Origin of the sequence: Pseudomonas alliivorans (genome assembly GCF_017826695.1) — a bacterium.
Lineage (GTDB): Bacteria > Pseudomonadota > Gammaproteobacteria > Pseudomonadales > Pseudomonadaceae > Aquipseudomonas > Aquipseudomonas alliivorans.
In genome coordinates, this window is record NZ_JAFFZW010000004.1 from 412,514 (window position 1) to 427,591 (window position 15,078).

At 60.1% G+C, this 15,078-nt stretch carries 17 protein-coding genes; 7 read left to right on the plus strand and 10 right to left on the minus strand.

Annotated features, from left to right (window positions below; all coding sequences use genetic code 11):
* Nucleotides 1–3 precede the first annotated feature (3 nt).
* Complete coding sequence (gene pabB / locus JTJ32_RS14445) at nt 4–1,350, plus strand: aminodeoxychorismate synthase component I (RefSeq protein ID WP_210042441.1); 1,347 nt, start codon at nt 4–6, stop codon at nt 1,348–1,350.
* Between the two features lie 126 nt (nt 1,351–1,476).
* Here pabB and thrH read toward each other — a convergent pair whose 3' ends face one another.
* The gene (gene thrH / locus JTJ32_RS14450; RefSeq protein ID WP_184323130.1) at nt 1,477–2,094 is read right to left on the minus strand and encodes a bifunctional phosphoserine phosphatase/homoserine phosphotransferase ThrH; all 618 of its coding nucleotides are present in this window, start codon (nt 2,092–2,094) and stop codon (nt 1,477–1,479) included.
* Nucleotides 2,095–2,237: 143 nt separating this feature from the next.
* Here thrH and JTJ32_RS14455 point away from each other — a divergent pair, with 143 nt between their 5' ends.
* Nucleotides 2,238–2,972: a phosphoadenylyl-sulfate reductase gene (locus tag JTJ32_RS14455; protein WP_210042443.1), complete on the plus strand. Its 735-nt coding sequence runs from the start codon at nt 2,238–2,240 to the stop codon at nt 2,970–2,972.
* Between the two features lie 69 nt (nt 2,973–3,041).
* On the opposite strand, the gene cysB is transcribed toward JTJ32_RS14455, so the two are convergent.
* The 5 genes from cysB to JTJ32_RS14480 form a co-directional block, all read right to left on the minus strand.
* Nucleotides 3,042–4,016 carry an HTH-type transcriptional regulator CysB gene (cysB, locus tag JTJ32_RS14460; protein ID WP_004887691.1) on the minus strand — a complete coding sequence of 325 codons (975 nt, stop codon included), beginning with the start codon at nt 4,014–4,016 and terminating at the stop codon, nt 3,042–3,044.
* A gap of 160 nt (nt 4,017–4,176) precedes the next feature.
* Nucleotides 4,177–4,671 (minus strand): universal stress protein, encoded by a 495-nt coding sequence (locus JTJ32_RS14465; protein WP_099227346.1) that lies wholly within the window; start codon nt 4,669–4,671, stop codon nt 4,177–4,179.
* A 91-nt stretch (nt 4,672–4,762) separates the two neighbouring features.
* Entirely contained in the window at nt 4,763–5,668 is a 906-nt protein-coding gene (locus tag JTJ32_RS14470; RefSeq protein WP_099227345.1) for a 5'-nucleotidase, read from the minus strand.
* Nucleotides 5,669–5,686: 18 nt separating this feature from the next.
* Complete coding sequence (locus JTJ32_RS14475; protein WP_210042445.1) at nt 5,687–6,643, minus strand: putative 2-dehydropantoate 2-reductase; 957 nt, start codon at nt 6,641–6,643, stop codon at nt 5,687–5,689.
* A gap of 26 nt (nt 6,644–6,669) precedes the next feature.
* Nucleotides 6,670–7,005, minus strand: a complete 336-nt coding sequence (locus tag JTJ32_RS14480; protein WP_210042512.1) for a YbbN family protein — start codon at nt 7,003–7,005, stop codon at nt 6,670–6,672.
* A 233-nt stretch (nt 7,006–7,238) separates the two neighbouring features.
* On the opposite strand from JTJ32_RS14480, the gene JTJ32_RS14485 reads away from it, so the two are divergent.
* A complete protein-coding gene (locus tag JTJ32_RS14485; RefSeq protein WP_180274283.1) occupies nt 7,239–8,315 on the plus strand; it encodes a 3-deoxy-7-phosphoheptulonate synthase in 1,077 nt (358 codons plus the stop codon).
* Nucleotides 8,316–8,386: 71 nt separating this feature from the next.
* Here JTJ32_RS14485 and JTJ32_RS14490 read toward each other — a convergent pair whose 3' ends face one another.
* A complete protein-coding gene (locus JTJ32_RS14490) occupies nt 8,387–8,668 on the minus strand; it encodes a GNAT family N-acetyltransferase (protein ID WP_004887702.1) in 282 nt (93 codons plus the stop codon).
* A gap of 148 nt (nt 8,669–8,816) precedes the next feature.
* Here JTJ32_RS14490 and JTJ32_RS14495 point away from each other — a divergent pair, with 148 nt between their 5' ends.
* Nucleotides 8,817–9,128 (plus strand): hypothetical protein, encoded by a 312-nt coding sequence (locus JTJ32_RS14495; protein WP_210042447.1) that lies wholly within the window; start codon nt 8,817–8,819, stop codon nt 9,126–9,128.
* A gap of 154 nt (nt 9,129–9,282) precedes the next feature.
* The gene (gene oprI, locus JTJ32_RS14500) at nt 9,283–9,534 is read left to right on the plus strand and encodes an outer membrane lipoprotei OprI (protein ID WP_002553018.1); all 252 of its coding nucleotides are present in this window, start codon (nt 9,283–9,285) and stop codon (nt 9,532–9,534) included.
* 156 nt (nt 9,535–9,690) lie between these two features.
* Here oprI and JTJ32_RS14505 read toward each other — a convergent pair whose 3' ends face one another.
* The 3 genes from JTJ32_RS14505 to JTJ32_RS14515 all read right to left on the minus strand — a co-directional run bounded on the left by JTJ32_RS14505 (nt 9,691) and on the right by JTJ32_RS14515 (nt 11,701).
* Nucleotides 9,691–10,656, minus strand: a complete 966-nt coding sequence (locus JTJ32_RS14505; protein WP_004887746.1) for a L,D-transpeptidase family protein — start codon at nt 10,654–10,656, stop codon at nt 9,691–9,693.
* 101 nt (nt 10,657–10,757) lie between these two features.
* On the minus strand, nt 10,758–11,039 hold the full coding sequence (locus JTJ32_RS14510) for a hypothetical protein (protein ID WP_099227342.1): 282 nt from the start codon (nt 11,037–11,039) through the stop codon (nt 10,758–10,760).
* Nucleotides 11,040–11,095: 56 nt separating this feature from the next.
* On the minus strand, nt 11,096–11,701 hold the full coding sequence (locus JTJ32_RS14515; protein WP_099227341.1) for an arylesterase: 606 nt from the start codon (nt 11,699–11,701) through the stop codon (nt 11,096–11,098).
* Nucleotides 11,702–11,711: 10 nt separating this feature from the next.
* On the opposite strand from JTJ32_RS14515, the gene JTJ32_RS14520 reads away from it, so the two are divergent.
* Both JTJ32_RS14520 and JTJ32_RS14525 read left to right on the plus strand, forming a co-directional pair.
* Entirely contained in the window at nt 11,712–12,395 is a 684-nt protein-coding gene (locus JTJ32_RS14520) for an ABC transporter ATP-binding protein (protein ID WP_004887741.1), read from the plus strand.
* Entirely contained in the window at nt 12,395–14,911 is a 2,517-nt protein-coding gene (locus tag JTJ32_RS14525) for an ABC transporter permease (protein WP_210042449.1), read from the plus strand. Before JTJ32_RS14520 ends, JTJ32_RS14525 begins: the two co-directional genes overlap by 1 nt.
* Nucleotides 14,912–15,078 lie beyond the last annotated feature (167 nt).

The window sequence follows — 15,078 nt, forward strand, 5'->3', positions numbered from 1 at the left end:
GATATGCCCACCTGCCTGATTCATCCCCTGCCCTACAGTGCCGACCCGGCCGTGTACTTCTCACGCGTCCGCCAGGCACCGGGCGCGATACTGCTCGACAGCGGAAGACCGGTCGCCGACCGTGGACGCTTTGACCTGCTCAGCGCCTGGCCATGGCAGGACTTGACGGTCCAGGCAGAGGAAACCGGCGGCGCTTACATCGACCGCTTGCGCAAAGGCCTGGCCTGGCTGGGTGATGCCCGACTGCCGGAAGGCGTCAATCTGCCTTTCGCGGGCGGCCTGATCGGGTACCTGAGTTACGATTTCGGACGCCGTCTCGAGCCGCTGCCAGACGCGTCCCTTGACGATCTGCGACTGCCCGATGCACGCCTCGGGCTATATGCCTGGGCCTTGATCAGTGACCATGAGGCACAGACCAGCCAGTTGATGTTTCATCCGGCCATGACCGAGGTCGAGCGCGAACGCCTGATCTCGCTCTTCGAAGGCAAATCGGCACCCGAGGTCACAACGTTCTCGCTGCAACAGCCTTTTGCCGCCAGCATCAGCGCCAGCGATTACCAGCAAGCGTTCAGGCGGATTCAGGACTATATCCAGGCAGGCGACTGTTATCAGGTCAACCTCACGCAGCGATTTCAGGCGCCGTGTACAGGCGATGCGTGGCAGGCCTACCGGGCACTCCGCTCAGCCTGCCCGACGCCATTTTCAGGTTTCATGGCGTTGCCGGATGACAACGCGATCCTGAGCCTGTCACCCGAACGCTTCGTGAAAATCAGCGACAGGCAGGTCGAAACCCGCCCGATCAAAGGCACCCGACCACGTGGCAGCGATCCGGCAAAAGACGCCGAGTTTGCCGAGCAACTGCTGCGCAGCGAAAAGGATCGCGCCGAGAACCTGATGATCGTCGACCTGTTGCGCAATGACCTGGGGCGCAGTTGCCGAATCGGCTCGGTGAAAGTCCCGGAACTGTTCAGTCTCGAAAGCTACCCCAACGTGCACCATCTGGTGAGCAGCGTGACCGGCGAACTGGCACCAGACCATGACGCACTGGATCTGATTGCAGGCAGTTTCCCCGGCGGCTCGATCACCGGCGCACCGAAGATCCGCGCCATGCAGATCATCGACGAGCTGGAGCCCACACAGCGAAGCATCTATTGCGGTTCGCTGATGTACCTGGACGTGCGTGGACAGATGGACAGCTCGATCGCCATCCGCAGCCTGCTGGTCAAGGACGGAAAGGTATCCTGCTGGGGCGGCGGCGGTATCGTTGCGGACTCCGACTGCGAAGCGGAATACCAGGAGACCTTCACCAAGGTGCGGGTGCTGCTTGAGACGTTGAACGCGCTGACCTGATCCTGCCCATTGGGCTGCGGGAGACCGCTGGCTGGCGATACGTTTCCTCAGGCGACATATCAGTCACTGAACGGCCGCCATCGCCGGCAAGCCGCCCCCACGAGGCAGGCAATCAGTCAGACACTTTCAGAGCGCCAACTCCCGATTCGATGCCTTGATGAATTCCTTTTTCAACGCTTCGAACGTGTGCACCGCCGGAAACTGAGGGAACTCGCGGATCACGTTTTCAGGGGCGTGGAACAGAATGCCGGCGTCAGCCTCCCCCAGCATCGTGGTGTCGTTGTAGGAATCACCTGCTGCGATGATGCGGTAATACAGACTCTTGAAGGCCAGCACCGATTGGCGCTTGGGGTCTTTCTGGCGCAACTGATAGCTGATGACGCGGTCGGTCTCGTCAGTGATCAGGCGATGGCACAGCAAGGTCGGAAAACCCAGTTGGCGCATCAGCGGCTGGGAGAACTCGTAAAACGTGTCCGACAGGATCACCACCTGAAACCGCTCGCGCAGCCAATTGACGAACTCCACCGCGCCGTCCAGCGGCTTAAGGGTGCCGATCACCTCCTGGATGTCTGAAAGCTTCAGGCCATGCTCGTCAAGAATGCGCAGGCGCTGCTTCATCAGTACGTCGTAGTCGGGAATGTCCCGGGTGGTGGCGCGCAGCGATTCAATACCTGTTTTTTCGGCAAAGGCGATCCAGATTTCGGGGATCAGCACACCTTCCAGGTCGAGACAGGCAATTTCCACAGAACGCTCCTCAAGAGACACTTCAAGACAAAGGGGAAGCGGCACTCTAGCCGCTCGCCAAGCGGCCACGCAACGATGGATTTTGTTACCATTGCCGCCATCACGAGCGCTTAAGCGCCACCCTTTACCCAGGAAGCCGCCTGATGAGCCAACCCTTCGACGTCGCCGAGCTGGCGACGACTTATGCGAACAAATCTGCGCAGGACATTCTGAAACTGGCCTTCGAACATTTTGGTGACGAGCTGTGGATCTCCTTCAGCGGCGCCGAAGACGTAGTGCTGGTGGACATGGCCTGGAAGCTGAACAAGAACGTCAAGGTGTTCAGCCTGGACACCGGCCGCCTGCACCCGGAAACCTACCGCTTCATCGAGCTGGTGCGCGAGCACTACAAGATCGATATCGAGATCATCTCGCCGGATCAGAGCAAGCTCGAGCCTTTCGTCAAGGAAAAGGGGCTGTTCAGCTTCTATCGTGACGGCCATGGCGAGTGCTGCGGCATCCGCAAAATCGAACCGCTGCGCCGCAAGCTCGCGGGCGTCAAGGCGTGGGCCACCGGCCAGCGTCGCGACCAGAGCCCCGGCACTCGCAGCGCAGTGGCCGTCATGGAAATCGATACCGCTTTCTCGACACCCGAGCGCACGCTGTACAAGTTCAACCCGCTGGCGCAGATGAGCAGTGAGGAAATCTGGGGGTATATCCGGATGCTGGAACTGCCTTACAACAGCCTGCACGAGCGCGGCTTCATCAGCATTGGCTGCGAGCCCTGCACGCGTCCCGTGTTGCCAAACCAGCATGAGCGTGAAGGTCGCTGGTGGTGGGAAGAAGCCACTCAGAAAGAGTGCGGCCTGCACTCGGGGAACCTGATCGCCAAGGTCTGACCGACCAGGGACCCATTCATTGCGGGCATTGACGTCTGCCCGCAATGACGCTGTGTCAGCTGCGCCGGATCAATGCACGGGCAGTTCGACATTGGCGAACAGCTCTTCCATCTCCTGTTTGTTATGGCAGGTAATCGCCTTGGCCATGACTTCGCGAGTCAGGTGCGGGGCGAATTTCTCGATGAAGTCGCACATGAAGCCACGCAGGAACGTGCCGCGACGGAAAGCAATCTTGGTAACGCTGGACTCGAACAGGTCGCTGGCATCCAGAATCACCAGATCGCTGTCCAGCTCTTCGTCCACTGCCATTCTGGCGACGATACCCACCCCCAGATTCAGCCGCACATAGGTCTTGATCACGTCGGCGTCTGCCGCGGTGAACACCACCTTGGGCACCAGGCCGCGATGGCTGAAGGCTTCGTCCAGCTTGGAACGACCAGTGAAACCGAAGACATACGTCACAATCGGGTATTCGGCCAGCAGTTCCAGCGTCAACTTCGGCACCTTGGTCAGAGGATGACCCTGAGGCACCACGACGCATCGGTTCCAGCGATAGCACGGCATCATCACCAGGTCACTGAACTGCTCCAGCGCTTCGGTGGCGATGGCGAAGTCAACGGTCCCGTCAGCGGCCATTTCGGCGATCTGGGTGGGAGACCCCTGATGCATATGCAGTGCAACGTCCGGGTACTGCCGGATGAAATTGCTGATGACAGGCGGTAAGGCATAACGCGCCTGAGTGTGAGTGGTCGCAATCGACAGCGTGCCCTTTTTCTCGTTGGAGAATTCCTGAGCGATCTGTTTGATACTTTCGACCTTGCGCAAAATCTCACCTGCCGTGGTGATGATGCGCTCGCCTGCCGGAGTGACACGCGTCAAGTGCTTGCCGCTGCGCGCAAACACCTCGACCCCCAGTTCGTCCTCAAGCAGGCGAATCTGCTTGCTGATGCCGGGCTGTGAAGTGTAAAGGCTCTGTGCCGTCGCGGAAACGTTGAGGTCGTGGTGCGCCACTTCCCAAATGTAGCGCAGTTGTTGGAGCTTCATATGTATCCCTCAAAGCAGATAAACCCTAGGGGCATCAGCGACGGTATATAACTGGATTAATGGTCAGGAGAATAATTCTAGAACTTTTTATCACCTTTGTGAGGCGATGGCACGCTCGATTTCACTTGAACCGTCAATTAGACCTTCTGGAACCGTCGCTCTACCCTCGCCCTCTGTTCTGCATCATGGGCACCATGTAAACCGGTACTTCGGAAAGCTGTAAAACCCTGGCGGCCGTACGACCTATGGACGCGCCCTCTTTCGCCCTGTGGCTGTGACTGCCCACCACAAGCAAATCCACATCCAGTTTCCGGGTCTGTTCAAGAATCACGCTGGAAGGTTCTCCCTGAACGACCCGCACTGTGCGGATGAAAGACAGGTCTTTGTGACCTTCACCCAGTTCCTCACGAAACCCGTCGAGCATCCTTTGCTGTATTCCCTCCATGAACGCACTCACGCCCCTGCTGTGAAGCTCCCTCAACGCATCCTCGCCCAGGTAGCTCTGCAGCACCGACTCGGCGAACAGCCCCATGGGTTCAACGACATGGATAACGTAAAGTTCGGCATCGAACGTCCGGGCCAGTGCCAGCGCATGCTGTGTCACATAGGGCGCATACAGACCGAGGTCTGTGGCATACAGCATCGAACGAACCATACAACCTCCCGGACAGCCACATTGGCGGAGATTGATTCAGCTTAGCAGTGCGTCAAAGACCGCGACGGCGGACAATTGGCGGTCTGTCCGTTCAAGGCTTGATTTCATTGGTGATCCCATGGGGAACGTGGCCGGTAGCCACCACCTCACGCGCCTTTTCACAGTGTCCGGGCTGATCGTCGAAGAACACATCCGCGGCAAATGCCTCGAGAAATGCCGACTTTTGCAGACCGCCGAGAAACAATGATTCATCGAGCCGGATGTCCCATTCACGCAAGGTGCGGATCACGCGCTCGTGGGCAGGCGCTGAACGGGCGGTTACCAGTGCGGTGCGGATCGGGCAACTGGCTTCGGGAAACTCGCGCTGCAGCAGATTGAGCGCTGCCAGAAACGGCTTGAACGGACCGCCACGCAACGGCTCGCGGGCCGACTCTCGCTCGCTGGCCTGAAAGGCCAGCAGCCCGTCAGACTGGTAGACCCGCTCCGACTCATCGGAAAACAACACGGCATCGCCATCGAACGCGATGCGCAATTCGGGAGTAGCCGCCCGCCGTGCGCCGCCCGACAGGATGGTGGCTGCCGCAAAACCGGCATCCAGCGCACTGCGCACATCCTCGGCATGGGTCGAGAGGAACAGATGACAGCCGAACGCGGCCAGATACGGATAAGGGCTGCGCCCGCCGACGAACGCCGCCCGACTGATGTCCAGCCCGTAATGCTGAATGGAGTTGAACACGCGCAACCCGGTATCGGCACTGTTGCGCGACACCAGAACCACTTCGACGCGCGCCTTGCTCAGGCTGGCATTGAGGCTCAGCAGCTTTTCGACCAGCAGATAAGCATCGCCCTGCTCGAGAATCTCGTCTTCGTGTTCGATCTGATACTTGCGGTACGCCTCGACGCCCTCCGCCATGTAAACCGCGTGACTGTCGCTCAAATCGAACAACGCCCTGGATGAAATGGCCAGTACCAGCTTGTGGTCTTCAGCGTTCGTCATGTCTGTTTCCTCGCTTCTTCAGCGATTGTCGCGATCAGTAAAGGCCAGCGCCTGATACAGCGTTCGCACGCACGGCATGTCAACACCGGCGTCGAGCGCAGCGGCCAGCGGCCGGGCATAGATGGCGTCCAGTTCCAGCGGGCGCTTTTCGATCAGGTCGTGGTGCATGCTGGGCTTATAGTCGGGCATGCTTTCGGTCACGCTGAACAGATGCCGCGCAATACCTTCGGGCAAGGTGTGGCCACAGGCCTTCGCGCCCTGCACCACCTCGTCCATCAAGGTCAGTACCAGCTCGCGACTGGCAGGGTCGCTCATCAGGCGCGCCGTACTGGTCCGTAACAGCGCTGAAAGCCCGTTGAACGGGACATTCCACACCAGTTTCTGCCAGCGTGCCTGTTGCAGGCTGGGCATGGCGTGCGATTCAACACCGGCCTGCCGGAACAGCTCCGTGCAGGCCTCGACAATGGACAAGCGCTCCGCTTGATCGGCTGCCGGACCGCTGTGATAGCCGATGCTCACGGCTCCGAACGCCTGATGTGCAACGACGCCGGGAGCAGTCCGATGGACGCAGATGAAACACAGCCCGCCCAGTATGTGGATACTGTCCGGCAGGACCGCTCGCAGCTGGTCTTCGACCGCCAGTCCGTTCTGCAGCAACAGAACCTTCGTGCCCTCGGCAGCCATCGCAACGATGACCGGTCCCAATTCGGCATTGCCCGTACTTTTGGTGCCGACCAGCAACCAGTCGCATGGCGGAATATCCGCAGCCGAGCAATAGGCCTGTACCGGTTTGAGTTGCAGATCGCCATGCACCGCACTGTTGACCTGAAGGCCGTTCTGCACGACCGCGTCAAACTCGCTGCGCAGCAGAAAATGCACGTCGAACCCGGCGCGCGCCAGCATCAGGCCATAAAAACCGCCGATGGCCCCAGTGCCCACGATACCGATTCTCGGGCGTCTGATTTCACTGCTCATAACGTCTCTCTGGCTGTCTGTCTTTATCAGGGTAATTCGTCGGGTGGGCTGCCAAGTGCGCGATCCAGGGCCGACAGCAGGCCATCGACCCTCAGCGGCGCGCGAACTGCGCCATAAAAGGCTCCGTCGCGTACCAGGAACAGGGCCGGTAGGTGAAACACTTCATAGCGCTGCACGGCGCCACCATTGTCCTGCGCGTCGATCCAGCAAAGTCGATCGACCGCAAGCCCCATTTCAGGCAGTTGCTGCCTGGCCCAACGGCAGGCGGAGCAGCCCGCACTGGTAAAAATCACCAGCGAGGTGCCAGGCAGTTCGAGCAATTGGTGATCGATGTCAAAGTCGCTCAGTTGCAGTTCAATCAACGAAATAGCCCTCACCTCTGGCCGTACACTATCCGTTGCAGCGCCGACGGTTGCAAATGACAGATGCTTCAAGGCCCTCAGGTGGCGGTAAACCGGCCCGACGCCCTGCTTTGCCCATTGTCGAACAGCGCGATAACGCGCTAAGGTTCCGCTCCCCACTGCGCTCAACCTGCTGGGCACCGCCGCACAGGGGATCGCAGGCGGCCAGTACCCGCGACCTGATGAGTAACACGATGGCTGATTTACCGATTGACGACCTCAACGTTGCATCCAACGAGACTCTGATCACACCGGATCAGCTCAAGCGCGAAATCCCTCTGACCGACGCTGCCCTGCACACGGTCAGCCAGGGTCGCGAAGTGATCCGCAATATTCTCGACGGCAATGATCACCGCCTGTTCATCGTGATCGGCCCGTGCTCGATACATGACCTGAAAGCGGCCAAGGAATATGCCGAGCGCCTCAAGGCGCTGGCGGCAGAACTGTCGGACACCCTGTATCTGGTCATGCGCGTCTATTTCGAGAAACCGCGCACCACCGTAGGCTGGAAAGGCCTGATCAACGATCCGTACCTGGACGACTCGTTCAAGATTCAGGACGGTCTGCACATCGGTCGCCAGTTGCTGCTGGATCTGGCCGAAATGGGCCTGCCCACCGCAACCGAAGCGCTGGACCCGATCTCCCCGCAGTACCTGCAGGACCTGATCAGTTGGTCGGCCATCGGCGCCCGCACCACCGAATCCCAGACACACCGCGAAATGGCTTCCGGCCTGTCGTCGGCGGTCGGTTTCAAGAACGGCACCGACGGCGGCCTGACCGTCGCCATCAACGCGCTGCAGTCGGTTTCCAGCCCGCATCGTTTCCTGGGTATCAATCAGGAAGGCGGCGTGTCCATCGTGACCACCAAAGGCAATGCCTACGGTCACGTGGTACTTCGCGGCGGCAACGGCAAGCCCAACTATGACTCGGTGAGCGTGGCGCTCTGCGAGCAGGCCCTGAACAAGGCCGGCATTCGCCCGAACATCATGGTCGACTGCAGCCACGCCAACTCCAACAAGGACCCGGCCCTTCAGCCGCTGGTCATGGAAAACGTCGCCAACCAGATCCTGGAAGGCAACGAGTCGATCATCGGTCTGATGGTCGAGAGCCATCTGAACTGGGGTTGTCAGTCCATTCCCAAGGACCTGTCGGAACTGCAATACGGTGTGTCCATCACCGATGCCTGCATCGACTGGGAAAGCACCGAGAAAACCCTGCGCGGCATGCACGCCAAGCTCAAGAACGTACTGCCTGCGCGCAAACGCAAGTAATCCATTGCGCACACGAAAACGCCGAGCAATGCTCGGCGTTTTTGCAGGTGTCGATTACAGCGTGATAACGATCAGATCTTCGCAGCCTGTCGCTGATGGCGTTCCATATATCGCTCCACATAAGAGCAGGACGGGATCACGGTGTAGCCCATGCTGTCGGCGTAATCGAGCGCCTTCTCGGTCAGGGCGGCAGCGATGCCTCTGCCGCGCAATGCATCCGGGACGAAGGTCCGATAGAAATCCAGGGTCTGCTTTCCCAGGTCCATATAGGTCAGGTAGGCCCGATGGCCATCGATGTTGATTTCGAACTGATGGCCGGTCTGATCATGGTGGATGGACAACGCCTCGCTCATCGCTACTCCTCGCGGGTCTTGGAATTTGACCCATACCTTACCGATCTTTTTCCGGCGAAGGAACATCTACGCCACCCTGTGCCTGTTTTCGACACCGGGAAGCGCCTGGCCGATCTCAACAAAGAGCACCTGTAAATAGTAGGCGTCATTGCCGCAGATGCTCAAGTGCGAGGCATATAAAAAGCATAAAACCACAGCCGGGCATCGCCATCCCTCGACCCTGCCCTTCAACTTGACCGGCAGTTCAACATCAGCGATTCAGGTACTTGCCTGGTACTCATCGAACACATTGGATCCGCCGCATGAAAAAACGCTACAACAGGCACAGGATGGCGCCTATGAAGCCAACGATCCTGACTGGCTGCACGTTCATACCGGAACCGTTTCGCCCCGGATGCTGTCATCTTTACCGCCATGGACAACCACAGCAAAGTGGATAGTTTTTGGACAGTTTGCATGAGAAGTAACGCGGAACACTTTCAAAGCCAAGAATTTTATGCGCTTCTTGCGCTTCCTCCGTTTACTTACTACAAACAATGGGTACTATGTACGCCGGTCATTTTCTCACTTTCGAGAGATGACTAATTTGAAATAAGTCCTTGAAGGGGAACACGATGAACAACGTTCTGAAATTCTCTGCTCTGGCTCTGGCAGCAGTTCTGGCCACCGGTTGCAGCAGCGTATCCAAAGAAACCGAAGCTCGTCTGACAGCTACCGAAGACGCAGCAGCCCGTTCGCAAGCACGTGCCGACGAAGCCTACCGCAAGGCTGACGAAGCTCTGGCTGCAGCTCAAAAAGCTCAGCAGACTGCTGACGAAGCCAACGAGCGCGCACTGCGCATGTTGGACAAGGCTAGCCGCAAGTAATAGTCCCCTCGGGATTGTTGAAGAGCCGACCCGGCGACGGGTCGGCTTTTTTATTGGCTGGCGTTTCAGGCTGCATGCCCACGCAGCGCAATGGGCACGATCAACGCAGCGGAGATGGTACAACCCGAGGCTTGAGTGAGCCGGGCCGTTACCTGATTACTGAAATACCACTGGCGCGTCAGCCGCGGCAGGCGCCGTACCCGGCACCGCGATCTCTACCGGCATGCCGTCTTCCGCAGCCACCACATCACGCACGAGATCCCAGTTCATACGCAGGTTGTTGGCCAGGTCATCACGTTTGAGCAAGGCGTTGATGACCGCCGTGTGCTTGTCGACTACCGAAGGATTGCCCAGATCATCGACCGGCGTGTGCGCTTCCAGATAGACCTTGCCGCCACTCAGACCGAATTTATAGGGCTCGCTGATAATACGCACGGTGGTGCCGACGGGTGCCATGTCGGCCAGTTCCAGCACGTTGTTGTTGTACATGCGGAAGCAGCCGTGACTGGTGCGCATGCCAATACCGAATTTCTTGTTCGAACCGTGAATCAGGTAACCGGACATGCCCAGACCGAACTTGAACGGCCCCAGCGGGTTGTCCGGACCTGCCGGTACGACATTGGGCAGCGGATCACCATCGGCAGCATGTTCGGCCTTGATCGATGCCGGTGGCGTCCATGTCGGGTTCGGGGTCTTGGCGGTCACCTTGGTGACGCCGATAGGCGAACCCCAGCCCTCACGGCCTACACCCAGCGGGTAGGTATGCACCACGTTCTGCCCTTTCGGGTAGTAATACATGCGGTACTCGGCCAGGTTGATGACGATCCCCTCACGCGGACCCGGCGGCAGGATGAAACGGGTCGGCAGCACAATGTCCTTGCCAGCGCCCGGCAACCAGGGGTCGACGCCAGGGTTGGCCGCAATCATTTCCAGGTAGCCCAGGTCGTACTGGGTGCCGATGTCAGCGAAGGTGTCTTCGTATTTGGCCTTGATGACCTGCACCTGCCCCACGATGTCCTCGCCGGGTGGCGGCAACGGAAACTCCAGGGCATGAACGGAGCTCGCCGCGCAGAGAGCAGCAAGTGACAGACAGCGGGCAACGGCTGGAATGCGCGACAACATCCGGGAAGATCCTTCGAGTAACGGCGATATGGGAAAGATTCGAAGTGTACACCTGCGCCCTGCCATTCGGGAGATCCGCAGTGGCGAACGCGACGACAAGGTTACAGCTCAGGCCAGATCGGGTTCATGCCGCGCCGCTGCGCATCGAGAATGGCCTTGCACAGCGGACACAGGCGCTCGTCACGCAAGGCTTCGGTTTCGACAGCCGTCATATGCGGCTGAGCCGGTAACAGGGTGCCGCACAGCGTGCGATCGATCGAGCCGCCCAATTCCAGTTGACGAGCAATCAGATGCACCCGCACTTCCTGGCAGGCGAACAGATCCAGCTGTTCATCAGGCTCCAACATTTGGTAGGCGTACAGGGACCAGGCGGGACGCGGCATGGGGGGCTCCAGATCGGGGGCGCCACATTAGCCGAAAGCTCCCGCCTGGAAAAGCCTCAAAGCAGCGGTTTCAGCGTCGGCCAGACATTTTCCAGCAGTTTTCCCTGCGCAGCGGCTGCGGGATGAAGACCATCGGCCTGCATCAACTGCGGAACGCCTCCCACACCCTCCAGAAAGAACGGCACCAGCGGGACCTTTTTTTCTTCGGCGAGGTTGCTGTAGACCTCTTCGAACGCCTTGGTATAGCGCGGGCCGTAGTTGGGCGGTATGCGCATACCCAACAACAAGACCTTCGCACCGGCTGCACGGGCGCTGTCGATCATCGACGAAAGGTTTTGTTGCAATTGAGCAGGCAACTGGCCACGCAGGCCGTCGTTGCCACCCAGTTCGAGAATAACCAGCTCAGGCTTATGCTCTGCAAGCAGCGCAGGCAGCCGCGCCTGGCCTCCGGCACTGGTGTCGCCACTGATGGATGCATTGACCACCTTGTCGTCGAAACCCTGCTCCTTGAGCCGCTGTTCCAGCAGCGTCACCCACCCGACGCGGGTATCCAGGCCGAAAGCCGCGCTGATACTATCCCCAACGATCAACACCGTGCCCGCCACTGCGCCCTGTGACAGCAGCAGCAACCCCAGGCCAGCACTTAAAAACCACGCACGCATCGGATTCTCCATGAGTGAAAGTATTCTCAGTGCCCAAAGCCTCAGTAAAGTGGTCCCCAGCACCGAAGGTGACCTGACTATCCTGCACGAACTCTCCCTGGAACTAAACAAGGGCGACACACTGGCCATCGTCGGCTCATCGGGCTCGGGCAAATCCACGCTGCTGGGCCTGCTTGCGGGACTGGACCTGCCCAGCGCCGGTTCCGTCATCCTCGCCGGTCGTAACCTGAGTGAGCTGGATGAAGACCAGCGCGCCCGAGTGCGTGCCGAACACGTCGGTTTTGTCTTCCAGTCGTTCCAGTTGCTCGACAGCCTCAATGCGCTGGAAAACGTCATGCTGCCCATGGAGCTGGAAGGCCGCCGCGACGCCCGCGAGCAGGCCCGTGATCTGCTGCAGCGCGTAGGCCTGGGCCAGCGCCTGACCCACACACCACGCCAGTTGTCCGGCGGTGAACAGCAGCGCGTTGCCATCGCCCGCGCCTTCGCTGCCCATCCCGACGTGCTGTTTGCCGACGAACCCACCGGCAACCTGGACAGTCACACGGGCGAGCGCATCAGCGACCTGTTGTTCGAACTGAACAAGGAACGCAATACAACACTGGTGCTGGTCACCCACGATGAGCGTCTGGCCCATCGCTGCCGACGCCTGATCCGCCTTGAAGGGGGCCGCCTGGTCGCCCCGCTGGAGCCTTGATGGCACGCCTGCCTTTCGTTCGTCTGCTGAGCCTCGCGGCCCGCCAACTGTTGCGCGATGCCCGCGCAGGCGAGTTGCGGGTGCTGTTTTTTGCCTTGCTTGTGGCTGTCGCGGCAAGCACCGCCATCGGTTACTTCGGTGCGCGTCTGAACGGTGCGATGCTGTTGCGCGCCACCGAGTTCCTGGGGGCCGACCTGATTCTCGAAGGCTCAAGTCCTGCCCGCCCCGAACAGGTTCAGGAGGGTGAGCGGCTGCAACTCAAGCACGCGCAGATCGTGATTTTCTCCAGCGTCATTGCCACGGACGCCGGGATACAGCTGTCGAGCATCAAGGCGGTCGATGACGCTTATCCGCTGCGCGGCGAGCTGAAAAGCGCACCCGAGTTGTATCAGGCCGAACAGGCAGGCAGCGGCCCGAAACCCGGCGAAGCCTGGGCCGAAGCGCGGCTGTTTCCCGCCGTAAATCTTAAAATTGGCGACGACATCGACGTCGGTGCCAAGACCTTGAAGCTGACCCGTGTGCTGACCTATGAGCCGGACCGCGCCGGTAATTTCTACAGCCTGACGCCAAGGGTGATGATCAACCTGCAGGACCTCGCCGCCACAGGCGTGGTGCAACCCGGCAGCCGGGTCAGCTACCGGGAAATGTGGAGCGGCCCGCCGGAAACGCTCGCGGCCTATCGCAAGGCCATCGAGCCGGGTCTGGAGCCGCATCAGGAGATCAAGGATGCCCGTGATGGCAGCCAGCAGATTGGCGGCGCGCTGGGCAAGGCCGAACGCTATCTGAACATGGCCAGTCTGGTCGCCGTGCTGTTGGCAGGTGTGGCGGTCGCACTGTCGGCATCACGTTTTGCCGCACGACGCTTCGACGCCAGCGCGCTGCTGCGCTGCCTGGGCTTGTCGAGAGGCGAAGCGATGGCGCTGTTCAGTCTGCAACTGGCGATCATCGGCCTGCTGGCGAGCCTGAGCGGCGCCCTGCTCGGCTGGCTGGCGCAACTGGGGCTGTTCGCGCTGCTGCAAAACCTCTTGCCTGCAACGGTACCACCGGGGGGCTTGCTGCCCGCGCTGGCTGGCATGGGTACGGGTCTGGTCGCTCTCGCCGGGTTTGCCTTGCCTCCGCTGGCAGCGCTGGGTCGCGTTCCGCCATTGCGTGTGTTGCGCCGGGACATGCTGCCGATTCCCGCCAGTTCATGGCTGGTGTACGGCGCCGCACTGCTGGCGCTGGGCCTGATCATGTGGCGCCTGAGCCTGGATCTGGTGCTGACCTTCGCCCTGCTGGGAGGCGGCATCGTTGCAGCGCTGGTGCTCGGCAGTCTGTTGCTGCTGGGGCTCAAAAGCCTGCGACGCCTGTTGTCCGGAGCATCGCTGCCGTGGCGTCTGGGTCTTGGCCAGCTGCTGCGCTACCCGCTGGCGGCTGCCGGTCAATCGCTGGCCTTCGGCCTGATCCTGTTGTCGATGGGCTTGATCGCACTGCTGCGCGGCGAGTTGCTCGATACCTGGCAAAATCAGTTGCCCAAGGATGCGCCAAACTATTTCGTGCTTAATGTGCTGCCTTCAGAGAAAGAGAACTTCGCTCAGGCCATGAGCAAGCTGTCGACTCACTCGGCGCCGCTGTATCCGGTGGTGCCGGGACGCTTGACCAGCATCAATGGCGAACCGGTAGGCAACTTCGTCACCAAAGATTCACGCGGGGAAAACGCCACACGGCGTGATCTGAGCCTGACCTGGGCTGCCGACCTGCCCGAAGGCAACACGCTGACCGCCGGGCAATGGTGGAAAGACCTGCCCGCGACCGGTCAGGCCGATGCCGTGCCGGGCGTTTCAATCGAAACAAAACTGGCCGAGAGCCTGCAGATCAAGCTGGGAGATCGCCTGAGTTTCATCGTCGGCGGTCTGACCCGCGAAGCAGTCGTCACCAGCCTGCGAGACGTGAACTGGGACACCTTCCAGCCCAACTTTTTCATGATCTTCCAGCCCGGCACGCTCGCCGATCTGCCGACCACTTACCTGACCAGTTTTTACCTGCCCAAGGGTCAGGACAAGCAAATCGTCGAGCTGTCACGGGCTTTCCCGGCCATCAGCATTCTGGGTGTCGAAGCCCTGCTGGAGCAGGTGCGCAGCATCCTCGATCAGGTCACGCTGGCCGTGCAGTTCGTTTTGCTGTTTGTACTGGCAGCGGGCGTTGCCGTGCTGTTCTCGGGCTTGCAGGCGACCCTGGATGAGCGCATCCGTCAGGGCGCGCTGTTGCGGGCGCTGGGTGCGGAACGGGCATTGCTGATCAAGTCGCGCAGGATCGAGTTCGGCCTGCTGGGCGCTGCGAGCGGCCTGCTGGCGGCATTGGGCTGTGAGCTGGTGAGCTTCGTTCTGTACCGCTACGCCTTCTCGCTGGAATGGAGCCCGCATCCGTGGCTGTTGCTGCTGCCGGTGATTGGCGCATTGCTGGTAGGGGGTGCCGGTGTGTTCGGCACTCGCCGCGCGTTGAATGCCAGTCCGTTGACCGTGTTGAGGGAGGGCTGATTGCCAGCCTGAGCGCAACAAACACCGAACCGCAGGAAGCGGCTTGAAAGCGATGGCGTCAATTCAGTCGCTGAAATAGCGCCTGACAACCGAATCGCCGACAAGCCGCCTAGCCTCCCAACAGATCGCAGTGCTTCAGAAAGACATGTGTTGCTTGAAGTGATCTA

Bases quoted from the DNA above. Each gene is read 5' to 3' on its own strand.
- pabB (WP_210042441.1), top strand. From the start codon at position 4: ATGCCCACCTGCCTGATTCATCCCCTGCCCTACAGTGCCGACCCGGCC.
- JTJ32_RS14455 (WP_210042443.1), top strand. From the start codon at position 2,238: ATGAGCCAACCCTTCGACGTCGCCGAGCTGGCGACGACTTATGCGAAC.
- cysB (WP_004887691.1), bottom strand. From the start codon at position 4,016: ATGAAGCTCCAACAACTGCGCTACATTTGGGAAGTGGCGCACCACGAC.
- JTJ32_RS14465 (WP_099227346.1), bottom strand. From the start codon at position 4,671: ATGGTTCGTTCGATGCTGTATGCCACAGACCTCGGTCTGTATGCGCCC.
- JTJ32_RS14470 (WP_099227345.1), bottom strand. From the start codon at position 5,668: ATGACGAACGCTGAAGACCACAAGCTGGTACTGGCCATTTCATCCAGG.
- JTJ32_RS14475 (WP_210042445.1), bottom strand. From the start codon at position 6,643: ATGAGCAGTGAAATCAGACGCCCGAGAATCGGTATCGTGGGCACTGGG.
- JTJ32_RS14485 (WP_180274283.1), top strand. From the start codon at position 7,239: ATGGCTGATTTACCGATTGACGACCTCAACGTTGCATCCAACGAGACT.
- JTJ32_RS14490 (WP_004887702.1), bottom strand. From the start codon at position 8,668: ATGAGCGAGGCGTTGTCCATCCACCATGATCAGACCGGCCATCAGTTC.
- oprI (WP_002553018.1), top strand. From the start codon at position 9,283: ATGAACAACGTTCTGAAATTCTCTGCTCTGGCTCTGGCAGCAGTTCTG.
- JTJ32_RS14505 (WP_004887746.1), bottom strand. From the start codon at position 10,656: ATGTTGTCGCGCATTCCAGCCGTTGCCCGCTGTCTGTCACTTGCTGCT.
- JTJ32_RS14510 (WP_099227342.1), bottom strand. From the start codon at position 11,039: ATGCCGCGTCCCGCCTGGTCCCTGTACGCCTACCAAATGTTGGAGCCT.
- JTJ32_RS14515 (WP_099227341.1), bottom strand. From the start codon at position 11,701: ATGCGTGCGTGGTTTTTAAGTGCTGGCCTGGGGTTGCTGCTGCTGTCA.
- JTJ32_RS14520 (WP_004887741.1), top strand. From the start codon at position 11,712: ATGAGTGAAAGTATTCTCAGTGCCCAAAGCCTCAGTAAAGTGGTCCCC.
- JTJ32_RS14525 (WP_210042449.1), top strand. From the start codon at position 12,395: ATGGCACGCCTGCCTTTCGTTCGTCTGCTGAGCCTCGCGGCCCGCCAA.